Annotated in this window: 14 protein-coding genes and 2 pseudogenes; 6 read left to right on the top strand and 10 right to left on the bottom strand. The window is 56.5% G+C overall.

The features are described 5' to 3' along the window. Positions 1 to 106: 106 nt before the first annotated feature. Positions 107 to 1,264: a cation:proton antiporter gene (locus I9182_RS09665; RefSeq protein ID WP_209598108.1), complete on the top strand. Its 1,158-nt coding sequence runs from the start codon at positions 107 to 109 to the stop codon at positions 1,262 to 1,264. 15 nt (positions 1,265 to 1,279) lie between these two features. Here I9182_RS09665 and I9182_RS09660 read toward each other — a convergent pair whose 3' ends face one another. The 3 genes and pseudogenes from I9182_RS09660 to I9182_RS09650 all read right to left on the bottom strand — a co-directional run bounded on the left by I9182_RS09660 (position 1,280) and on the right by I9182_RS09650 (position 4,234). Next, positions 1,280 to 1,687, bottom strand: coding sequence for a c-type cytochrome (locus I9182_RS09660; protein WP_209508044.1), 408 nt, complete (start codon positions 1,685 to 1,687; stop codon positions 1,280 to 1,282). Positions 1,688 to 1,771: 84 nt separating this feature from the next. Beyond that, positions 1,772 to 2,654: pseudogene (locus I9182_RS09655) on the bottom strand (helix-turn-helix domain-containing protein). Positions 2,655 to 3,649: 995 nt separating this feature from the next. Next, positions 3,650 to 4,234 (bottom strand): Hsp20/alpha crystallin family protein, encoded by a 585-nt coding sequence (locus I9182_RS09650; RefSeq protein WP_209508039.1) that lies wholly within the window; start codon positions 4,232 to 4,234, stop codon positions 3,650 to 3,652. 697 nt (positions 4,235 to 4,931) lie between these two features. Here I9182_RS09650 and I9182_RS09645 point away from each other — a divergent pair. Beyond that, the gene (locus I9182_RS09645; RefSeq protein WP_209508037.1) at positions 4,932 to 5,453 is read left to right on the top strand and encodes a flavodoxin domain-containing protein; all 522 of its coding nucleotides are present in this window, start codon (positions 4,932 to 4,934) and stop codon (positions 5,451 to 5,453) included. A gap of 123 nt (positions 5,454 to 5,576) precedes the next feature. Here I9182_RS09645 and I9182_RS09640 read toward each other — a convergent pair whose 3' ends face one another. Beyond that, positions 5,577 to 6,422, bottom strand: a complete 846-nt coding sequence (locus I9182_RS09640; protein WP_209508035.1) for a universal stress protein — start codon at positions 6,420 to 6,422, stop codon at positions 5,577 to 5,579. A gap of 544 nt (positions 6,423 to 6,966) precedes the next feature. Here I9182_RS09640 and I9182_RS09635 point away from each other — a divergent pair. The 4 genes and pseudogenes from I9182_RS09635 to I9182_RS09620 all read left to right on the top strand — a co-directional run. Next, positions 6,967 to 10,308, top strand: a complete 3,342-nt coding sequence (locus I9182_RS09635; RefSeq protein WP_209598107.1) for an adenylate/guanylate cyclase domain-containing protein — start codon at positions 6,967 to 6,969, stop codon at positions 10,306 to 10,308. Between the two features lie 291 nt (positions 10,309 to 10,599). Continuing rightward, the gene (locus tag I9182_RS09630; RefSeq protein ID WP_209598106.1) at positions 10,600 to 12,522 is read left to right on the top strand and encodes a DUF3604 domain-containing protein; all 1,923 of its coding nucleotides are present in this window, start codon (positions 10,600 to 10,602) and stop codon (positions 12,520 to 12,522) included. A gap of 363 nt (positions 12,523 to 12,885) precedes the next feature. After that, positions 12,886 to 13,734 carry an ankyrin repeat domain-containing protein gene (locus I9182_RS09625; RefSeq protein ID WP_209598105.1) on the top strand — a complete coding sequence of 283 codons (849 nt, stop codon included), beginning with the start codon at positions 12,886 to 12,888 and terminating at the stop codon, positions 13,732 to 13,734. Positions 13,735 to 13,910: 176 nt separating this feature from the next. Next, positions 13,911 to 14,180: pseudogene (locus I9182_RS09620) on the top strand (transposase); the annotation flags it as partial. Between the two features lie 313 nt (positions 14,181 to 14,493). On the opposite strand, the gene I9182_RS09615 reads toward I9182_RS09620, so the two are convergent. The 6 genes from I9182_RS09615 to I9182_RS09590 all read right to left on the bottom strand — a co-directional run bounded on the left by I9182_RS09615 (position 14,494) and on the right by I9182_RS09590 (position 20,895). After that, the gene (locus I9182_RS09615) at positions 14,494 to 15,918 is read right to left on the bottom strand and encodes a gamma-aminobutyraldehyde dehydrogenase (protein WP_209598104.1); all 1,425 of its coding nucleotides are present in this window, start codon (positions 15,916 to 15,918) and stop codon (positions 14,494 to 14,496) included. A gap of 18 nt (positions 15,919 to 15,936) precedes the next feature. Then, positions 15,937 to 16,743 (bottom strand): ABC transporter permease, encoded by an 807-nt coding sequence (locus tag I9182_RS09610; protein WP_209598103.1) that lies wholly within the window; start codon positions 16,741 to 16,743, stop codon positions 15,937 to 15,939. Further along, on the bottom strand, positions 16,733 to 17,662 hold the full coding sequence (locus tag I9182_RS09605; protein ID WP_209598102.1) for an ABC transporter permease: 930 nt from the start codon (positions 17,660 to 17,662) through the stop codon (positions 16,733 to 16,735). Before I9182_RS09605 ends, I9182_RS09610 begins: the two co-directional genes overlap by 11 nt. After that, a complete protein-coding gene (locus tag I9182_RS09600; RefSeq protein WP_209598101.1) occupies positions 17,655 to 18,644 on the bottom strand; it encodes an ABC transporter ATP-binding protein in 990 nt (329 codons plus the stop codon). Before I9182_RS09600 ends, I9182_RS09605 begins: the two co-directional genes overlap by 8 nt. Positions 18,645 to 18,709: 65 nt before the next feature. Then, complete coding sequence (locus I9182_RS09595) at positions 18,710 to 19,873, bottom strand: ABC transporter substrate-binding protein (RefSeq protein WP_209598100.1); 1,164 nt, start codon at positions 19,871 to 19,873, stop codon at positions 18,710 to 18,712. Between the two features lie 113 nt (positions 19,874 to 19,986). Beyond that, the gene (locus I9182_RS09590) at positions 19,987 to 20,895 is read right to left on the bottom strand and encodes a LysR family transcriptional regulator (protein ID WP_209598099.1); all 909 of its coding nucleotides are present in this window, start codon (positions 20,893 to 20,895) and stop codon (positions 19,987 to 19,989) included. Positions 20,896 to 21,218: the final 323 nt, after the last annotated feature.

Here is a 21,218-nt window from a genome sequence, read left to right as displayed (position 1 = left end):
TCGGCTAAAGATGCGACGGGACACTCGCAATCTCTCCGACATCGGTTCCTAGCAGGCCGGGTTGGAGTTAGAGTAGTCTAGACAAGAACTTAACGCGCGGTTTTCTATGCACATTGCCGGCTTTCTGATTACCCTTGGTGTCCTTTTCCTTGCCGGATTGGCGGCCGATCAACTTGGCCGAGCCACGCATCTTCCTCGTGTTACAACCTTACTGTTCCTCGGCCTGATTGCCGGGAACGCAGGATTCGGGGTGATCCCGGTCGACGTTGCCAAGTGGTTCGATGAGATCTCCATTGTTGCCTTGACGATGGTCGCGTTTCTTCTTGGAGGATCTTTGACCCGCAAAAACCTGGTTCGGCATGGCCGAGCCATTCTGACGATTTCGATTTCAATCGTGGTTGCAACCCTTGTTATTGTGTCGGTTGGACTGACCTCAATTGGCGTACCGTTCGGGTTGGCGTTGGTGCTGGCGGCAATTGGCACGGCTACAGCTCCGGCCGCCATTGCAGACGTGATCAAACAATCTGGGGTGTCCAACAGCTTTACCGAAACATTAAAGGGCGTAGTCGCAATTGATGACGCTTGGGGTCTGATCGTTTTCAGCATCGCCTTGGTTCTGGCCGGTCATTCGGTTGGTTGGGCCACCGTCACGACCACAGCGATGTGGGACTTCGGAGGGGCGATACTATTGGGTACCGCACTGGGCGTGCCATCCGCTTACCTGACAGGCCGCTTGAAACCCGGAGAACCCATGCAGGCAGAAGCAGTGGGCATAGTCTTTCTGACAGCGGGCCTCGCGCTTTGGCTGGAGGTTTCATTCTTGGTAGCAGGCATGGTTGCGGGCGCGGTTATCGGAAATCTTGCGCGCCATCACGACCGTGCTTTTCATGAGATCGAGCACATTCAGTGGCCGTTCATGATTCTGTTCTTTCTGCTGGCTGGCGCCACGTTGGACATTGAAGCCTTCGGCTTGATGGGCTGGGCTGGTGCACTTTTTCTGTTTTTGCGCGCCGTGGCCCGCCTTGTCGGAGGTTACTGCGGAGCAAAACTGGGCGGCCTGCCTCGCCGTCAGACCCGCTGGTACGGTCCCGCTTTGTTGCCACAGGCCGGTGTTGCGGTCGGAATGGCCCTTGTAGCTGGAGAGCAATTTCCGCATTGGGCCGCGTCGATCATGGCCTTTACTCTGGCCAGTACTGTGGCCTTCGAGGTGTTGGGGCCGCCGTTGACTCTCATGTCGATCAGACGCACGGCGGATACCGACTAGCGGATTGGTCAGCGGCTATTCAGACTGGATCGATTCAAGAAAAGCGAGCAAATTCGCCAACGGCAGGCCAACCATCATAGGTTGCCCATTGGGCAAAGCCACCGCGATTTGCTGGTCTGTCTCAAACACCGCGCCAAAGATTGGCATTTCGCCCCCATGAGCGAGCAATTGTGAACGACCATCAATCTGTTCAGCTATGCGAACTATCGGAAACACACCGTCGTTTTCGCCCGCCAATTTGGTAAGGTCGGGTGTTCGAATAGCCAACATTTCGGCCATTGGCCCGTCTCCGGTCGCTTCGAAACCGTGACATTGCCAGCAATACGTCCGGTACAAATCACTTCCCTCACTGAGGCGGACCTCCTGCGCTAGTGCAGGCCCCGTGACTAACAGTGCCAGTAAAATGCCTCGATAAACCTGCATATTCTCCTCCTGTCCGTCGTCAGGGATTTTGGGACAGATGGCCGGCTGAGCTAAGAGAGGATCTGGCGCATCTGTTTGGTTTGATTATGCGGCGGATTTGCGGTGAAGCAAGCGCCGGGTTTCGATTGTCTTCCGTTTGATCCTTTCTCGTTGTTTCAGAATGGTGTGGCCGCGCTCGAAGTAGACATCGGCCGGGGTGAGGTTTTGCAGGCTCTCATGATAGCGCCGGTGGTTGTAGTGATCGACGAAAGCATCGATCTGCTGCCTGAGATCACCGGGCAGGTAGTAGTTTTCCAGCAAGATACGGTTCTTCAAGGTCTGGTGCCAGCGCTCGATCTTTCCCTGAGTTTGCGGATAGTATGGCGCCCCTCGGACATGACCCGTGATGGCTTGGGACTACGATCCTCAAGCGCCTCAGGACCACCCGACAGATACCGGTCATACCAGCGATAGAAGGTGGACTTCGGGATGCTCAGCTTTTCCAAAGTGCGCTTGGTCGGGAGATGCGAACCTTCGACGAGGCGGATGATCTCCAGTTTTCGGATGCAGCCCTCTCATCGCTGCAAGCAGCGACTGCCGGGTGACAGATACCTCATTCGTCGTCGCCCCCATCCGCGATCATGCTTTTTTTGAGCAACCGCAGTTCAAGAGCCTGTTCGGCAACCACTTCCTTCAGATCGCGTGCCTCGCGGCGCAGATCTTTGACCTCGGTCGATGTCGCTGCACGGGCCGTATCACCCGCCAGGCGCTTCTTCCCAGCTTCGAGGAACTCCTTGGACCAACTGTAAAACAGGCTCTGGGCAATACCCTCGCGACGGCATAGCTCCGCAATGCTGTCCTCCCCCTTCAGGCCGTCCAGCACGATCCTAAACTTCTCTTCTGCTGAATACTGTTTGCGCGTCGCGCGGCGGATGTCCTTGACGATCTTTTCGCCATGGCTCTTGCGTGTTCCGGGTTTCTGTCTCATCTCCACTCCTTGGCGGTTACGAAGAGCCAGAAACCCTCTCTTATCAAATCGACCTAAACTGTCCCATTGGTGCTGACGTCAGACAGCAACGAAGCCAGTTCATCAGGCGTAAGTGCATCTTCTCGCGTCTGGGCGAGCATAACCGCGACCGCTTCGATCTTACGGGACTCCTGTTCGATAATATCCGCCAAGCGCCGGTCGTTCTAGTAAAGCAGGTACCCAATCCCCGCGATCACAAGAAGCGTTGCAAGAACTGTTATCCTGAACAGTATCGTGGTCTGAGACGCAAGCCGCCGTCCACTATCGCGCAGGGCACCAGACATCTTTTTAGCAAAAGGTCGGCGGCTCGCTCGGGCGTAGGCATATGCGTCACTAAAGATATCTTCGACCGTATGGTGCGCGGGAAATGAGTGATCGCACAACCTGTATCGAGACATAGGGCTCGTTTCGCCAAACTCGATCATGTCGCCATGATTAAGAGACGCCGATGAGGCTTTTTGTCCGTATACCCATATATTGCGCCCTGCTGACGTGGTTATTGTGTAACCCTCGTCAACCCACTGTAGGGTCGCAATATCGTTATCATGCGGAGGCAGGTTGCCTTTAGGTCGAAGGCTTAACACCCTGCCATCGTCAACAGAAACGGTCTGAGCTTTATCGACCAGCCAATTCACGTTTCTGCGCGATGGTCCGGTCAGGCTCTCCAGAAAGGCCCGAACCTCACCTTCACCAGCGTGTCCTGAGGGTGTAATGCTACTCGCTTCTGGTTTTGCATTAAGGCCCCCTATCCAAACGCGTGAGGGCATTCTACCACGCTGCAACACCAAACCCATGGCCTGGTGCGAATGTACAAAAAACGCATTTATATAAACACTTGCAATGTCTGCCCGGATTCAACCGAAAAACATCTTTCAGGCCGCAGCTCAAAGAAGGCCAATCAATGATCGACCCTCTGCTTTGGCATTTTCAAGCTTCGTATCGAGCCAGCTGACCGTCTATTTCGACGATACCTTGATCTTACGGCTTGGATCCTGAGGCTCAGTCTTCGGCATTTCGATATGTAGAACGCCTTTGTCGAATGTTGCTGAAATCTTGTCGATTTCCACAGTGTCTGGTAGCGACATGGCTCTGGAAAAGCTGCCATAGCTTCTTTCGCTGACACGCAGGTCGCCCGTTTCATCATGCGCAATCTTCTTCTGACCGCGCAGGATTAGTCTACGATCCTTGATTTCAATTTCCACGTCATCCTCTTCCAGCCCTGGCAATTCAGCCGTCAGGACAATCGCAGAATCCGTTTCTTGGACATCGATTGCCGGTGAAATCGCCCCCGTCATATCGAGAGACGGAAAACCCGTGCGTTGCGCAGCCGTTTCCATCGGCAGGAAGGGTGATCCTCCCCCCAAAAAACGCGACATCAACGTTTCCATTTCACGCCGAAAGTTGTCGGAGAGCGGATGCGTTCCAGTGAAAAGTTGCGGGGACTTTTTGTCTTCTAGCATTTTTTGAGCCTCCTCCTTTGGTCTGATTTCGCGCGCAACATTATGGCAGAAAACGCGGTCAAGGACCTTGATCTTGCGCAAGCATACAACCTCATCCGTCGCCAGATCGCTCGCACCGGTTGAACGAACAGAAACGGGAACCGTCGTCCAACAGACTTGCCAGGTCGTGCTGGAGTTAACACCAATCTCAGTAGTCTTGATCGGAACCCCAGGTCAGCTTAGCGTTTATTCTAAGTGAGCCCGAGTTGCCTACCTTTAGCGCAGTGGAGCAAAACCGTATGAAATGGCCTTATCTGGCGCTGATTTACGTTTTGCTGATCTTGGCTCCCTTGGGTTTTTCTTGGTCTCTGGGATGGCCACCGCGATCATTTCATCAAGAGCTCGCGTCTGGGCTTGGAATGCTTGCGTTTTCAATAATCTTAGTCGAGTTCCTACTGTCTGGCCGGTTCAGGTTCATCTCTTCCAGCTTAGGTATGGATGTGACTATGCGGGTGCATCAGTTTTACAATTTTCACCGCTGCCTTGACCTTTTCCTTAAGATAGCAAAACGGACCATTTGGCCTTGCTAGTTTCAAAATTGTCAGCCGAAACAAGCAAGTTCTCTTGGAAATAGCTGTCGTCGCGAACTTCCTCAAAATCATTCTCCGCTTGGACAGCAATTACGTACCACAACTATCCCGATATGTTGCCAAGAAACGCCTTTGATGGAGATCAAGGGCAACGCTCGCCACTTTCTCATAATAAAAAATCTATTCAGGCCGATTTTGGGAGGATCGGAATGACCGTACTCATCGCCTTCGCTACCGTCGAAGGCCACACAGCAAAGATTGCGCGTTTCATCTGTAATGTCGCGAAGAATGCCGGTTTCAAAACAAACCTGATCAATACCGATGATTTCTCTGGCCACGTATCGCTTGACGGTGTGGTCAAGGTTGTTCTTCTGGCCCCTGTCCACGAACGTAGGCACCCCGAGTCATTCGAGGCTTTTGTCACTTCAAATAGAGATGCCCTAACTAAACGAAAGTCTCTCGTGCTTTCCGTTGGTCTAAAAGCTTCTTTCGCGTCAGGTCGAGAAGAAGCACGCGACTATCTCAACGAAATGTTTATGCGAACAGGTTTTGAACCGAATGCGACGGCGTTGATCGCAGGCGCGGTGAGGCCCGAGAACTACGGGTATTTTGAGAGGGAGGTCCTTAAGCACGTTGTCTTGCTCGGTCGAAAAATCGATCCACAAGATGGGGCTCGGGAATTTACTGACTGGGACGAACTGACGTCAATTGTAATAGATTTCCTTGGCTGAAACAGTCGGGCAAACCAGCATCAATCTCAAGCGATTCCCTAATAACAACTGGCTGCTCCCGCATTTGCAGGTGAACATTTTTAGCTATGGCTCCCAGCAAATCACAGTCGCCGGTTCGTTTAATCAGTGTCCGAAAAGCACTGGCAACCTCGTCTGCTCTAACATTGCTTGCGTCGTTCCCCCAAAAACTGACTCACGCAAATGAGAATGCCCATAAGCGCCCATAGCAACGAGGTCGGCCCCCAATTCTCTTGCGCGTTCTTGAATGCAGTGTTCGATCGAAGCCCCACTACATGGGAACTGCGACACGGTCGCGTTGCAACCGTGATGGCTGAGCCATCCAGCAATGTCAGTTCCGGGCACTTGATCTTTTACGTCATCAGGCGACGGCAAATCAAAACACCCAATCACAACTTCGTTGGCCGCCAGAAAATAGGGTAAAGCTAAATGCGCAGCCCTAGACGAAGGCAGGCTATCATTCCATGCCAAAAAAATGCAGTCGCGTTGGGCAAACGGATCTCCATTGATCATCAGGGGGACCGGCGAATGAAACAACACTCCGCACGCGATCTTGTGAAATAAATCGGGGTCTTTTCGCAACTCAGCGTCTAGAAAAGCGATATCAGAGCAATTTGCTTGTCCTGCCACAAGATGCTGTAACTCTGCTCCAGATCCCATAAAGGCGATCACATTTGCCGGTACGCCCTGCTCGACCAGAAACGCTTCAACTTCAGTGGCGCGGGACATCAAGGCGGCATTTTGCGCGTTAAGAACATCCAACCAGTTTGAGGGAAGACCCCCCTCAACGAACCTGTTTGATCCATACTTTAAGTAAGGCAGGTTAGGTAAAGCCGCGATCATTACACAAATCAAGTGGCCGTTCTGAATACGGGCAGTTTCAGCGCATTCCAAAATCGACGCGTCGTCAGCATCAACTCCTACATAATATGCCACTGTTCTGTGTTGCATTCCCGACCTCCGTCCGGAATTTCAATTCGCCCAAGAGCCATGCGCACTGATTAAACCAACAAATAGACGATGTTGTTAATCGCTCTTCTTACTTAGGCAGCATGAAGAACTCTTCCAGCACAATCTTGCCTTCTGCCACCGAATACACTGCGGTCCTGCGCAACGTGATACGGTCACCGGTAGTCTTCTCAAGCGCTTCAGCCCTGAATTACCATTGACTGTACCATTCCTTGCTCGTTCAAATCTTGACAAGGATCAATAAGCGTATCGATGGATACTGTGCAGCCGGTTCGAACCAGTCTCGGCTAGGCTCGTAGACTTGCCTTTTAGGCCGCACCAAATTCGCTCCACTCGGCGAGAGTGACGGTGCATATTAGCCAGAAGGCATCTCTGCTGGCTAGCAATCTTTCCTGGTTGAAGTGATTGGAGCCTCCGGCTAACCCGGTGCGGTTCAGAGTAAGCAGCGACAACTTTCTAAGTTATTGCTAGGGTCTCTTTGCAACGAGTGCCGTGAGCGCGAGTTAAAGGTTTTTGAGGGGCGCCGATGGTAGATCTGACTGAGTTTCTCGAGAGCTTGGCCCTTGGGCAGTATCTGAGTGTTTTCAACGATAACGATGTGGATTTCGAGACTCTGCACCATCTGACTGATGATGATCTGATCTCGTTGGGCCTTTCCCTTGGTCACCGGCGAAAATTGATTGCCGCGCTCAATTTCTTGGAAACGAACGAAACCTCTGAAAAGAAACAGCCAAGAACTGAGCAGGAAGACGTGCTGGCCGAACGGCGGCAATTGACCGTTATGTTCTGCGATTTAGTGGGGTCGACCAAACTGTCTGCCCAACTCGACCCGGAAGATCTCCGTCGCCTCATGCAGCAGTATCATCACGCAGTTTCCCAAACGATAGTCGATCATGGTGGCCATGTGGCCAAGTTGCTGGGCGACGGGGTCCTCGCCTACTTCGGGTTTCCGGACGCGAAAGAAAATGACAGTGAAAACGCTGTTCGGGCGGCGCGAAATGTCGTCTCGAGTGTAAGCCAAGTCTCACCCGTCGGACCTGGCGCCCCGGACAGTCTGGAAGTCAGAATTGGGATTGCAACAGGCACGGTCGTGATCGGTGATATGACGGGTGCGTCAGTGACTGATTTTGACTCGGTCGTCGGTGAGACACCCAATTTGGCGGCCCGCCTCCAAACCCTGGCCGACCCCGGTTCAATCGTCATCTCGGCAGAAACTCACGCGTTGGTCGGAGATGTCTTCGATTACGAAGCGTTGGGCGCGCAACAAATCTCCGGTTTTTCCGATCCTCTGCCCGCATGGCGCGTTTTACACGAGAAGACAGGCACCAACCGGTTCGATGTGCTGCGCGGCGCCGACATTACTGACTTGGTGGGCAGATCAGAGGAAGCCGACCTGCTTCGGCGCCGATGGGCTTCGGTGGAGCAGGGAACCGGTTCCGTTGTTTTCATTTCGGGAGAAGCTGGAATTGGCAAATCAAGGCTTCTCAAAAGCCTGCGACGCGAAATTGTGAATGACGACATCACCCGACTGCAATTCCAGTGTTCGAATTTTCACAGGGGAACTGCTTTTGCGCCCGTTATCGGGTATTTTGAGCACGTGGCAGGGCTTGCCCACGACGACAACCCTGAAAGACGCTTGTCCAAGTTCAAGTCCGCGCTTGGTGAAAATCCAAACGAGATAATCGCGTCTCTCCTCCGTCTGAAAAACGCTCGCACGATGTCGGACATCGAACCTGATCCGGAATTGCGCCGGGAACATGTTCTGGTTGAGCTAATGGAAATGGTTGAGTTACGCAGCGCGAAGGGGCCCATGCTCATCGTGTTCGAAGATCTGCATTGGAGCGATGATTCAACACTGGAATTCGTCAATCGAGTTGTCGACGCTGCGTCCAGACTGCCGATTTTACTGGTCGTCACAGCACGTCCAGGTGTCGAAGTGGCTTGGACCAACGATCCGCATGTTTCATTCATGATGCTGAAGCGACTGGACCGGAAGGCGGTGCGAGCTCTTATTCAAGCGGTTACGCAAGATCGTTCGTTGCCCGCCGGCGTGCAAGACCAGATCGCGCAACGTACGGACGGTGTGCCTTTATTTATTGAGGAATTGACACGCTCGATACTTCATTCGGACTATCTGCGAGAGGATGGGGACCGCCTTGTGGTCGCGGGTGACATCCCTCAGCAAGCCATTCCCATGACGTTGCAAGAGACACTGATGGCGCGGCTGGACAGATTGTCGCCTGTCAAAGACGTTGCACAGCTTGGCGCAGTCATTGGTCGTCGTTTCACAGCCGATCTTATTCTGGTTGCTTATCAAGCCGATCAAGAAACACTTTTTTCGTCGCTAAGAACACTTGAACTGGAAGGGCTTCTGTCACGGCGCGGTTCGGGGTCCGAAGCCGTCTACGAATTTCGGCACGCCTTGATCCAGGAAGCCGCCTATGGGTCGCTTCTCAAGTCGCGACGGTCCGATTTGCACGAGCGTATCGGACGCCATCTCATGGAACATGCCGAATACAGTGATCCTGCGATGATCGCCTATCATTTGACGGAGGCTGGTCTGCGCCCGGAGGCGATCGATTTTTGGATAGCGGCGGGTGATCGATCCAATGAAACTGCTGGATTTGCCGAAGCACTTGAGAACTATTCGCGTGCTTTGGAACACTTGCGGGAGATTTCGGCGAGTGAAGCGCGCCACGCAAAGGAAATCGACGTCCTGCTTTCAATTGGACCGTGCCAGGTACAGGTGCTCGGCCCCGCCAGTGATGAAGTGTATGAAACTTACTTTACCGCCCTGCAGCTTGGCGATGATCACGGGGCGCCGGAGCAACGGTTCAAAGCACTCTGGGGCCTTTGGTTCTACTATTTCATGCTCGGCGCAGTGCCAAAGATGCACGACCTCGCAAATCGACTTATTCCACTGGCAAAGGAAATCGGGGACGAAGCGCTCGAATTGGAAGGTCACCACTGCGAGTGGGCTGCTCTGTCCTTGCTGGGCGATTTTGCCGGTGCGCTGACGTCTACGGAAAAAGGCATTGAGGCTTATGAAGAGGAAAAACATCATTGGATGACATTTCACTACGGTGGTCACGATCCGGGGCTTTGTGCCCACAGTCTGAAGGCAGTGAACTTGTGTGTTTTAGGGTATCCGGATCGCGCCAAGGAGATTGCGGATAAAGCGATCGGGCAGGCAATTCGCCTGAACCACGGCTATTCGCTTCTCGAAACGCTCTTCTGTTCGTTGATCGTCATGATGCTCAGATCGGAGTATGATGCGATCAATTCACAAGCCGGTCGCCTTATCGCGTTGACGGATGCCGGACGTTTACCGCCGGAGGCACGCGATCTGGCAAGTGGTTTTGTCGGCTGGGTGGAAACCGAAACTGGCTCCGAAACCGAGGGCCTGGCTCGTATGGAAAGGTCGATTTCCGGATGGCAGGGTTTCTGGGGAGCTTGGTGTTTTCCGTTGGACGCCGCCTTTGCGTTGGCGCTCGCCCAAAAGGGCAATGCCGAGGCTGCGCTGCAGATCGTTGAGACTGCGTCCGAGATGGGTGGAAATACGGGTGGTCATTGGTGGGATGCGGAATTTAACCGGATCCGCGGAAACATTCTTCTTTGCAAAGACGCGTCGGAGCATCACGCCGCGAAGGAGTGCTTCGAGAGAGCCAAGGCAGCAGCCCAAGCGCGGCAAGCGCGGCTTTTCGAGCTGCGGGCGGCGGTGGATCTCACGAAGTTGCGCCTGCAGTCCGGGGATCTGCAAGCTGCGCGCGACCATCTGGAGCCAATCCTGACAAAGTTCACGGAGGGAAGAGATTTGCCGGATTTTCTCAGAGCGAGAGAAATTCTGGATCGATGCAATTTGGAGTAAGGAAGTTGCAAACACATTTCGGCTCATTCACCTCCGAATGAGCGACCGGTTTGTCCCGCATTGCAGCCGTTCAATAAATTTGGCTGAAAGACCGCATTGAGCCCAAAGCCGAAGTCATGATCTTACTGTGTCTGTTTGCGCTAGATTAGGACCCGACATTTGCATTTTCGGCGCGAGTGTCCGCTTTTGATGCCAGATCCGAGTCAAAGGAATACAAAAAAATCACACTTCACTTAGCCTGGTGCGGGCATCCTGTGGTAAGCTTGATGCGGACCGAATGTGGGGGACACTATGAGATTACTTCTTTCGATAACGACAGCACTTTCCGTCTGCGGTACAGCAGCTCTGCCGTTCGAACCAACACCTGAGGGATCGAGCCTTAGCAAGGCTTTCCCCGGCAAGTCGTATTCTCCTTACGCCCAACGAGGCATACCCGACCGCCCGTTGTGGGGAGATACCCACCTGCACACTTCTACTTCTTTTGATGCGGGTGCCTTTGGCAACAGATTGGACGCCCGAGCCGCTTATCGCTTCGCCAAAGGACAGGAAGTGGAAGCCACGACAGGCTTCATGGCAAGGTTGTCGCGGCCGCTTGACTGGCTGGTGGTCGCCGACCATTCCGACAACATGGGTCTCTTCGATATGATCTACGCGCAGGACCCGGCCATCATGTCGGATCCCGAGGGCAACCGTATTGCTACCATGGTGGCGAATGGCGGGAATGAAGCAGTGGCTGCGGCGCTGGAACTGATCGACGCCTATTCGCGTGGTGAGGCCATTTCCCCGGTTCTTGCAGTCGAAGCGGGTTCAAAGCCTTTCCGCTCAGTCTGGCAGCGCCAGATCGAGGCTGCCGAAGAGGCTTATGAACCTGGCCTGTTTACCAGCTTCATAGGCTATGAATGGACCTCGCTCATTCAGGGCGGGAATATGCATCGCGTAGTGATCTACCGCGACGGAGGCGAAAAGGCCGGCATGGTCGACCCATTTACAACTGAAGCGCCAATGGGCTCTATCAACCCCCGAGACCTCTGGTCTTGGATGGCCAATTACGAAGAGCGCACGCGCGGCGACGTGCTGGCGCTGGCGCACAACGGGAATCTATCGAACGGCATCATGTTCCCCGAAACCGTTCAGTATGACGGCACCGAACTCGACGAGGAATATGTTGCGACCCGCGCGCTCCGGGAACCAATGTACGAGGCGACGCAGATCAAGGGGGACGGGGAAACACATCCCTTCCTCAGCCCCAACGACGAATTCGCAGACTACGAGACCTGGGACAAGGGCAACTTGAACCTGTCGGAACTGAAAACTGACGACATGCTGGCGGGCGAGTACGCGCGCGAGGCGCTGAAGACCGGCCTGAAGCTCGAAGCCCGGCTCGGCACCAACCCCTACAAGTTCGGCATGGTCGGATCGACCGACAGCCATACATCGCTCGCCACCGCACAGGAAGACAACTTCTTCGGCAAACACTCCGGTGCCGAACCGAACCCGCAACGGCCTGAGCACATCGTTGGCCAGTTCGGTGATGTGGCGATCCTTGGCTGGGAGATGGTCGCTTCGGGTCTAGCAGCGGTCTGGGCGACCGATAACACGCGAGAAGCGATTTTCGACGCGATGGAACGAAAGGAGGTCTACGCCACCACAGGTTCACGTATTGGCGTGCGTTTCTTCGGTGGATGGAACTATACGACGGATGATCTGACCTCGCGGACCCCCGCGACGGCGGGCTACGCAAAGGGTACGCCAATGGGAGGTGATCTGTCCGCGGCACCGGAAGGCGCGCAAGCGCCTACTTTCATGGTCTATGCCTTGAAGGACCCCATTGGTGGTAACCTCGATCGCATTCAGATCGTCAAGGGCTGGCTCGATGCCGATGGCGAGACACAGGAGAAAGTTTATGACGTTGTCTGGGCGGGGGACCGCGAGCCCGATGCGAACGGCAAGTTGCCCGCCATCGGATCGACCGTCGACGTGGAGCGCGCCACGTGGACGAACTCGATTGGTCAGGCAGAGATGGGTACGGTCTGGACTGACCCCGACTTCGATCCCTCGCAATCGGCTTTCTACTACGCCCGGGTCATTGAAATCCCGACACCACGATGGACGGTCTACGATGCCTTCCGAATGGGCGCGTCGCTGCCCGAAGAAGCGCCGACAGAGACGCAGGAGCGAGCTTATACGTCGCCAATCTGGTATACGCCCGGCTGATGACACTTGTTTTGCTCAGTTGGTTTCCTTGGGCCGTTTTTCTGTTACTTGAAGCGTCATCAGAGGGCTTGTAACGAGAGGTAACTTGTAACGACAGGTAAGTTGCAGTTTCCGCAGGTGGGTCGGTCCTCTCAGAGGAGTCGGGCACTCTAATTCAAGAGCGGTCATTCGCTTTCTTTCGTTGAAAGACCGCTCATGCGCGGGTTGCGTCGATTGTCGTTCGGCCGGTTTGTCCCGCATAGCGGTTATTTGGGGAAAATCGATCGATGTCCGAATTGCGGGACAAAGCGGCCACTCTTTGCAAGAAATGAAATTGACGACTAGTTGTGATATTAAGGCTCCCACAACCGGGGGGATGCCGCAATGAACAGAACTTGGAAAACATTTCTCGCGGGGGTGGCTGCGCTATGCGCCACCATGTCGACAAGTTCCGCTGAAATGATCCACTTGATGGCTCGAAAAGGCGATGTCGCAAAAGTTATGTCAGAAATCGAAAAAGGAGTGCCGGTGGATCTGCCGAGCACCACAGGCGCTCGTTTTGAAGGTTCGTCACCACTCGTAGTAGCATCTCGGTTCGGTCGTACGGACGTGGTCGCGGCCCTGTTGGAGGCTGGGGCCGACCCAAACTACTCTCTTCCCAATGCTGAGTACGAAAAAACTTTTGCATACCCAATCCATGTTGCGTCAAGCAACGGACACACAGAAGTTGTTCGATTGCTTTTGGAAGCCGGTGCTGATCCAACTGTCGTGGATCCTTGGCTTGGGACAGCACTGCATTTCGCCTCGTTGCGTGGGCACGACGAAATCGTGACCATGCTATTGGATGCTGGCGTACCTACAAGTGCAAGTATCCCTAGTGTGAAGCACTTGATTGGTAATGCCGACAGGGGCCGAGGAAAAACTCTGGCAGGTGCCTGCAAAGCCTGTCACAGCCTGGAGAACAATGGGCAAGTTCAAGCCAATGAAGGTCCGCCACTTTGGGGAGTTCTCGGGCGCACCATTGGCTCGTACGATGGCTACGAGTACTCGACGGCTTTCTCAGCGACTTCAGGTGTCTGGGACTACGACAATCTCAACTCGTTTCTTGGGCGTCCACGAGAATACATTCCGGGAACAAAGATGGACTTAGATGGAGTTTGGTTTGATCAGGATCGCGCAGACTTGATTTCTTACCTCCGGACACTCGATGAAAACCCGGTCGCATTGCCTTAACAACCAATCGAAATAAAGCGTAGGATACGCGTTGGTGAGGTCAGAAGCAGCCATCAGAAAGAGCTCGTTGGGCGTCTGCTTTGCGGGTCTAGCAGACATTGTGGCCGTTTGAGCGGAAAGACTACGCCTTGATCCCTATCAGGCGTCGGTTCAATCCCATATCGGTTGAATTGCCCGTTCGGGATTGGATCGCGAGGGTCGGTGTCAAGACGGCCTTTATCGAGCCGGGATCACTTTGGGAGAACGGTTATATCGAGAGTTTCAGCGCGCGGTTCCTCGACGTGCTGTTGAACCGTGAAATTCTCTAATCGCTCACAGAAGCTCAGATCATCATTGAAGGCTGAAGGAAACACTACAACACCAAGCGGCCACATAGCGCATTGGGATACCAGCCGCCTGCTCCGGAAATCGTCGTTCACATAGACCAGAGGCCCGTCATGCACTAACACTCAATATGGACTGATCGGATCAGGCTGCCATTGCCGCTTGGTCAATCTAAGAAAAATTAAGTATAAACAAAGAGAAGCTTACACCTACCGGCTGCCCGTCGAACCTGCCGTTCGCTGCGAGCGCAAAACAAAGGCTGTCTGAACTCGCTACATGCGGGACTTTCCGGGCCTTGGACTCAGAATTGCGAACGGCGGCTTCCCCTGCTGAAGCGCCCAACTTTCCAAACGTCCGGACACCCCCGTTGCAAGGGGTGACGCGACGCTTTCCCAAGTGCCGAGTTGTTCAAGACCGGAAACTCCAGTTTCGCAGTCAATGCGCCACCATGATGTGTCTGACCGCAGTGTAATCCTCGAGCGCATACATGGACATGTCCTTGCCATAGCCCGATTGCTTGAGCCCACCATGCGGCATTTCCGTTGTCAGCATGAAATGTGTGTTCACCCAGGTGCAGCCGTATTGCAGCCTGGCGGCGACATCCATCGCTCGGCCGATATTTCCGGTCCAGACCGACGAGGCCAGGCCGTATTGGCTGTCATTGGCCCAATCGACGACCGGGTCGTCCTCGGTGAACCGGGTGACCGAGACCACGGGGCCGAACACTTCGCGCTGGACGATTTCGTCTTCCTGGCGGGCGCCTGCGACGACGGTGGGTTTGTAGTAGAAGCCCGGCCCGTCCACCGTTGCGCCACCGGTGGCGATCTCGACATGCGAGAGGTCAGCGGCGCGCTGGACAAAGCTGGCGACCCGGTCGCGCTGGCGCGGCGAGATCAGCGGCGGGATCTCGTTCAGGCTGTCATCGGCATTGTTATAGACGATGCTGGCCGCTGCGGCGGACAGCTCGGCCACAAGGTTTTCATAGATCCCTGCGCCCGCATAGATCCGGCAGGCTGCGGTGCAGTCCTGCCCGGCATTGTAATAGCCAAAGGCCTTGAGCCCTTCGACCACCGCTGACAGGTCGGCATCGTCATAGACGATGACCGGAGCCTTGCCGCCCAGCTCCAGATGGGTGCGCTTGACGGTGCGCGAGGCGGCCTGAAGCACCTTTTTCCCCGTCGCCACATCCCCGGTGATCGAGACCATATCGACGCCGTCATGGTTGATCAGCGCGTTCCCGACCGAGCCGCCCTTGCCGGCGATCACGTTCACCACGCCTTCCGGCAGGATATCGGCTAGGATCTTGGCGAAAGCCAGTGCGGTCAGGGGCGTCTGCTCGGACGGTTTCATGACAACGGTGTTGCCGCCTGCAAGGGCCGGAGCCAGTTTCCAGGCCATCATCATGATCGGATAGTTCCACGGCGCAATCGAGGCGACGACGCCGATCGGGTCGCGGCGGATCATGCTGGTATGGCCCGGCAGGTAATTCCCGGCAATCGGCCCATGCATGTTGCGCACCGCGCCCGCGAAGAAGCGGAAACAATCCGCGACCGCCGGAATTTCGTCATTGCGCACACCGTCGATCGGCTTGCCGCAGTTCAGTGCCTCTAGCTGGGCGAGCATCTCCAGATTAGCCTCGACCGCATCCGCGATCCGCAGCAGATAGCCCGCGCGCTCGCCGGGGGTGGTCAGCGCCCAGCCGGTGAAGGCCGCGCGCGCCGCCGTGACGGCGCGGTCGATCTGCGCCGGGTCGGCCTCGGGGATCTGGATAATCACCTCGCCCGTGCGGGGGTTCAGGACCATTTCTTCCTGATCCGTGCCTGCTTCGAAAGAATTGCCAATCAGCATGTTGGTTTCCATCAGGGAGCCCTTTCTACTTTATTTGCCTTGCCCGGCCACGCTCTCCGTGCCGCGGGTCAGATAATATGCGCCGAGGATCGGCAGGAAGGTCACCAGCACCACGACCATGGCAACGACATTCGTCACGGGGCGCTGACGGGGGCGCACCAGCTCTTCCAACATCCAGATTGGGAGCGTCTGCTGCTGCCCGGCGGTAAAGGTGGTCACGATCACCTCGTCAAAGCTTAGGGCGAAGGCCAGCATGCCGCCCGCCAGAAGCGCCGTGGCGGTATTGGGCAGGATGACATAGCGGAAGGTCTGGAAGGTATTCGCGCCCAGATCCATAGAGGCCTCGACCAGGCTGCCCGAAGTCCGCCGGAACCGCGCCACCGCGTTGTTGTAGACAACCACGATGCAGAAAGTCGCGTGGCCCAGGACGATAGTCCAGAAGCTGAACGGGATGTCCCCCAGGTTAAAGGCCGCCCGCAGCGAGATGCCGGTGATGATGCCGGGAAGTGCAATCGGCAGGATCACAAGCAGCGAGATCGTCTCGCGACCAAAGAACTTGGCGCGTGCCACGGCCGCCGCGCAGAGCGTGCCCAACAGAAGCGCGATCACGGTCGAGATGCTGGCAACCCGCACCGACAGGGAGAGAGCCTCCCAGACGTCCGGACGCTCCCAGGTCACGGCGAACCATTTCAGTGTCAGGCCGGGGGGCGGCCATTGATAGGATTTGTCCTCGGTCGTGAAGGCATAGACGAAGATCAACAGGATCGGCAGGTGCATGAAAGTCAGCCCCGCCCCTGCTGCGAGTTTCAGGCCGAAGGAGGCGCGGTCAGAGTGCATCGAAAGCCCCCTTTCGTTGTGCGACATAGAGATAGACGCCCATGATCAGGATCGGAACGATGGCAAAGGCGGCGGCAAGCGGAATATTCCCGGCCGTGCCCTGGAACTGATAGACCGCCTGACCGATCATCCTGGCCGAGGTGCCAACGATCTGCGGAATGATGTAGTCACCCAGCGTCAGCGAGAAGGTAAAGATCGACCCCGCAATGACACCCGGCAGCGCGAGCGGCAGCAACACATGGCGAAAGGTCTGGCCCGGCCGGGCGCCCAGGTCTCCGCTGGCCTCGAGCATCGAGGCCGGAACGCGCTCGAGCGCCGCCTGGATTGGCAGGATCATGAAGGGGATCCACACATAGAGGAACACAAGGAAGGTGCCCGTCCAGCTGACCGAAAGCGAGTTACCGCCCAGCACCGGGATCGAGAGGTAGGCCTCGAGCAGCCAGGTCAGGTGCAGCTCTGCAAAGACCCAGCTCAGGATGCCCTCCTTCGCAAGGATCAGCTTCCAGCTATAGACCTTGACCAGATAGCTGGACCAAAGCGGCAGCATCACGCCCAGATAAAACAGCGCCTTCCAGCGCCCACGCGCGAAACGCGCGGCGTAATAGGCGACCGGAAAGCCGATCACCGCGGCCGCGATGGTCACGCTGGTCGCCATCACCACGGTGCGCAGGATGATATCCAGATTGGCCGGGCGGAATAGCTCGCCATAAGTGCGCAGGGTGAATTCGTAATTGATCAGGCCCGAGAACTCGTCAATCGAGAAGAAGCTTTGCGCAAGCAGCGCAAAGAGCGACCCCAGATAGATCACGCCAAGCCACAAGGCGGGCGGGCCGATCAGCAGCAGAAGCAGAACCCGCGGCCTGCGCCAGAGCAGATCCGACAGGCGTCCGAACGCGCCGTTTGGGCGTGCGTCAGCCATTAGCGCCCTCCATCAGGTAAAGCGCATCGGCCTCCCAGGACAGGTGAACAGTCTGACCCGGCACCGGTATCTCTGCGCCTTTGGGCAGAAGAACGGCGACCTGTTCGCCATCCCAGTCCAGCGAAACACGGGTCGCCGAGCCCAGAAAGGCGCAGGACTGCACCGTGGCCGCCGGGCCTTCACTGGTCAGGCGGATCGCCTCGGGGCGCAGGCTGGCATGGGCCGATTTGCCGGTCAGTTTGCGGACCAGCTCTGGGTGGAGCACGTTGGAAGAGCCCACGAAATCCGCCACGAACGGCGTGTCGGGGCGGTCATAGATATCCTCGGGCGAGCCGATTTGCTGGATCTTGCCCTGATCGAAAACGGCAACCCGATCGGCCATCGACAAGGCTTCGCCCTGATCATGGGTGACAAAGACAAAGGTGATGCCCAGCTGCCGTTGAAGGGTTTTCAGCTCTTCCTGCATGGCCTCGCGCAGCTTGAGGTCCAGCGCGCCCAGCGGCTCGTCCAGCAGCAGAACCTTGGGCTTGTTGACCAGCGCACGGGCCAGCGCGACACGCTGACGCTGCCCGCCGGACAGGTCCGAGGGCTTGCGGCCGCCATAACCCGGCAGTGCGACAAGCTCCAGCGCCTCTTCGGCGGCGCGGCGGCGCTCGGCTTTGCCCAGCCCCTTGATCATCAACCCGTAGGCGACGTTTTCGGTCACGCTGAGATGGGGAAACAGCGCATAATCCTGAAAGACGGTGTTTACAGGGCGGCGATAGGGCGGCACGCGCGAGGATTCCGCGCCAAAAATCTCGATCTCGCCAGAGGTCGGCTGTTCGAACCCGGCGATCAGCCGCAGGCAGGTCGTCTTGCCCGAGCCCGACGGGCCAAGCATGGCAAAGAACTCACTAGGCGCGACCTCAAGGTCTACGCGGTCAACAGCTTTCACATTTCCGAAATGGCGGGAAACGCCGCGGAATCGGACTGCAGTAGTCATGGTGTCTCTCTAGGATAGCAGCCTGCCGCCCCGCAGGACCGGGACGGCAGAGGTTTCAGGTCAAATCAACGGCCGCCAATGACGCCGATATAATCCGAGACCCAACGATAGTAGGGCACACATTCGCCCTGGCTTTCACATTTGCTGACCGGGGTCTGCCAGAACGCGATACGCTCGAAATCGTCAAAGCCGTTCTTGGTGCAGCCCTCGGCATTCTGCATGCCGCGGCCATCGGTACAGGCGGCGGGCACAGCCGGGTTGGCACCGAACCAGACCGACAGGTCGCTCATCAGGTTCGAGCTCAGCGTGTGTTCCATCCACATATAGGCACAGTTCGGATGCTCGGCATCGGCATGCATCATGGTGGTGTCGGCCCAGCCCGTTGCGCCCTCGACCGGGATGACCGAGGCGATCGGTGCGCCATCACCCTGCAGCAGGTTCACCTGGAACGGCCACGAGCCCGAGGCCGCCATGCCTTCGTTCTTGAAGTCGTCGATCTGGATGAAGGCGTCATGCCAGTAGCGGCCGACCAGCTTGCGCTGACCGCGCAGCAAATCCAGCGCAACCGCATATTGCTCTTCGTTCAGCTCGTAGGGCGATGTAATGCCCAGCTCCGGCTGGTGATGCATCAGGTAGAGCGCGGCATCGGCGATGTGGATCGGTCCGTCATAGGCCTGCACGCGGCCCGAGTTGCTCTGCCCGTCCGGCAGGATCTGCTCTTCAAAGACCACATTCCACGAGGTCGGCGCGTTGCCGCCAAAGGCCTCGGTGTTATACATCAGCACGTTCGGGCCCCACATATAGGGCGTGCCGTAATGCTTGCCGTCGACGGTATGCCAGGGTGCGCTTTCCAGACGCGGGTCCAAAGTGCCCCAGGACGGGATCAGCGCCGGGTTGATTTCCTGAACCCGACGACCGGCAATCATGCGCAGCGACGCGTCGCCCGACGCGGTGACAAGGTCAAACCCGCCTTCGTTCATCAGCGCGACCATCTCGTCCGAGGTGTTCGCGGTTTTGACATTGACGATACAGCCAGTGGCGGCCTCAAAGCCGGTCACCCAGTCGAAGGCCTCCATCGTTTCGCCACGCTCGATATAACCCGGCCAGGCGACGATGCTGACTTGGCCTTCGCCCGCGCCGAGCGAGGTCATCATCTCGGCATAAACCGGCTGAACTGCGATACCGACCGCAAAGGTCAATATGGTGCAGGATTTCAGATAGCGTTTCATGTCACTCCTCCCAAGGTTCGATATGTTTTTTTGAGAGGATGCGCCCGGCGACCAGATATCGCAAATTCAAAAATCAGATGGTTTTGTATCGGCTTTTCCGATAGGGAGCACCATCATCGGACCCCGGACGCGGTTAGTGTTTGCATCATCGTGATAAATTCCTGCGTGGCTTCGGACATCCCCGCACCCTTGCGCCAGACCAGCCCGACCTGAACCACCGGAAGCGCCCCGGAGACATCCCGGCTGACGATCCGATCGCCCTCCAGCGACCAAGGCCGATAGACCAGATCGGGCAGAATCGCGACGCCCGCCCCGGTTGCCACAAGCGACCGAACAGCCTCGACGCTGCGGGTGCGGAAGGCCAGCTTGGGCCGTTTACCAAAGGCCGAGAGTAGCTTGACCGCCTCCTGCTCCATCTCGTCGACATCCAGAACGATCAGGGGTTCATCCGCCACATCCGGCAGCGCGATGCTTTGCTGCTTGGCCAGCGGGTGGTCGATCGGCAGCCAGAGGCGGAAGGGCGACACCTCGAAAATTTCGGACTGAAGCGCGTGAACATTGCGCAGGTTGGTCGTCACCATGACAGCGACGTCCAACTCCCCGCCGACCAGAAGATGCTCCAGATATTCCCCGGTATCTTCGATGGCGGTCACCTCGACATCCGGATGAAGGCGCCGGAATTTCGACAGCATCTCGGACAAAACATAGCCCGCCGTCAGAGAGGTCACGCCAAGGTTCAACTGCCCGCCAACGCGCTTTGAACCCTCGGCCAGCACGCGGGTCGCATTCGCAACCTCCGCCAGGATCGCGGTGACGCTGCGCTGAAACCGCCGCCCCTCCGGCGTGATGTGTAGGCCGCGGGGGTGGCGCTCGAACAGCTTCACGCCCAAGATCGCCTCAAGATCCTTGATCGCCTCAGTCACCGCGCTCTGCGAGATCGACAGCGAATGCGACGCGGCGCTGATCGAGCCCATCTCGGCAGCCGCAGCGAAATACCTGATCTGTTTCAGCGTGAAAGACATGGCCCCAACCATGCACATTGCGGGACACAATTAGAATAGGAAACCATTTAGCCAATGGTTATTGCAAGTGGTGGCCACATCCCCTTTTGTGGCGGACGTTCTGGCCGAGAGTTCACGATTTTCGTATCCGGGATCGGCGGAGATGCACGATGGAACCAACTTCCCTATTGCCGTGAAATCGCAAAGCGGATGTTCGATCGCTACGCAACATCCGATGTTTTGGGCTCAGCCCCGACCTCGGATGCGACGCAGCATCCCGTGATATGGTGGCATCGTCAACGTCAGGTTGTCGTTGTGGGAGGGCATGGCGGATCGGAGGATCA

Origin of the sequence: Ruegeria sp. HKCCSP351 (genome assembly GCF_017872535.1) — a bacterium.
In the GTDB taxonomy this organism is placed as follows: Bacteria; Pseudomonadota; Alphaproteobacteria; order Rhodobacterales; family Rhodobacteraceae; genus Ruegeria.
This window is presented reverse-complemented; position numbering and strand designations above follow the sequence as displayed.

What these genes read in the sequence shown, in the direction of transcription:
- I9182_RS09645 (WP_209508037.1), top strand. Translation starts at nt 4,932, where the DNA reads ATGACCGTACTCATCGCCTTCGCTACCGTCGAAGGCCACACAGCAAAG.
- I9182_RS09630 (WP_209598106.1), top strand. Translation starts at nt 10,600, where the DNA reads ATGAGATTACTTCTTTCGATAACGACAGCACTTTCCGTCTGCGGTACA.
- I9182_RS09625 (WP_209598105.1), top strand. Translation starts at nt 12,886, where the DNA reads ATGAACAGAACTTGGAAAACATTTCTCGCGGGGGTGGCTGCGCTATGC.
- I9182_RS09605 (WP_209598102.1), bottom strand. Translation starts at nt 17,662, where the DNA reads ATGGCTGACGCACGCCCAAACGGCGCGTTCGGACGCCTGTCGGATCTG.
- I9182_RS09640 (WP_209508035.1), bottom strand. Translation starts at nt 6,422, where the DNA reads ATGCAACACAGAACAGTGGCATATTATGTAGGAGTTGATGCTGACGAC.
- I9182_RS09610 (WP_209598103.1), bottom strand. Translation starts at nt 16,743, where the DNA reads ATGCACTCTGACCGCGCCTCCTTCGGCCTGAAACTCGCAGCAGGGGCG.
- I9182_RS09660 (WP_209508044.1), bottom strand. Translation starts at nt 1,687, where the DNA reads ATGCAGGTTTATCGAGGCATTTTACTGGCACTGTTAGTCACGGGGCCT.
- I9182_RS09635 (WP_209598107.1), top strand. Translation starts at nt 6,967, where the DNA reads ATGGTAGATCTGACTGAGTTTCTCGAGAGCTTGGCCCTTGGGCAGTAT.
- I9182_RS09600 (WP_209598101.1), bottom strand. Translation starts at nt 18,644, where the DNA reads ATGACTACTGCAGTCCGATTCCGCGGCGTTTCCCGCCATTTCGGAAAT.
- I9182_RS09665 (WP_209598108.1), top strand. Translation starts at nt 107, where the DNA reads ATGCACATTGCCGGCTTTCTGATTACCCTTGGTGTCCTTTTCCTTGCC.
- I9182_RS09590 (WP_209598099.1), bottom strand. Translation starts at nt 20,895, where the DNA reads ATGTCTTTCACGCTGAAACAGATCAGGTATTTCGCTGCGGCTGCCGAG.
- I9182_RS09615 (WP_209598104.1), bottom strand. Translation starts at nt 15,918, where the DNA reads ATGGAAACCAACATGCTGATTGGCAATTCTTTCGAAGCAGGCACGGAT.
- I9182_RS09595 (WP_209598100.1), bottom strand. Translation starts at nt 19,873, where the DNA reads ATGAAACGCTATCTGAAATCCTGCACCATATTGACCTTTGCGGTCGGT.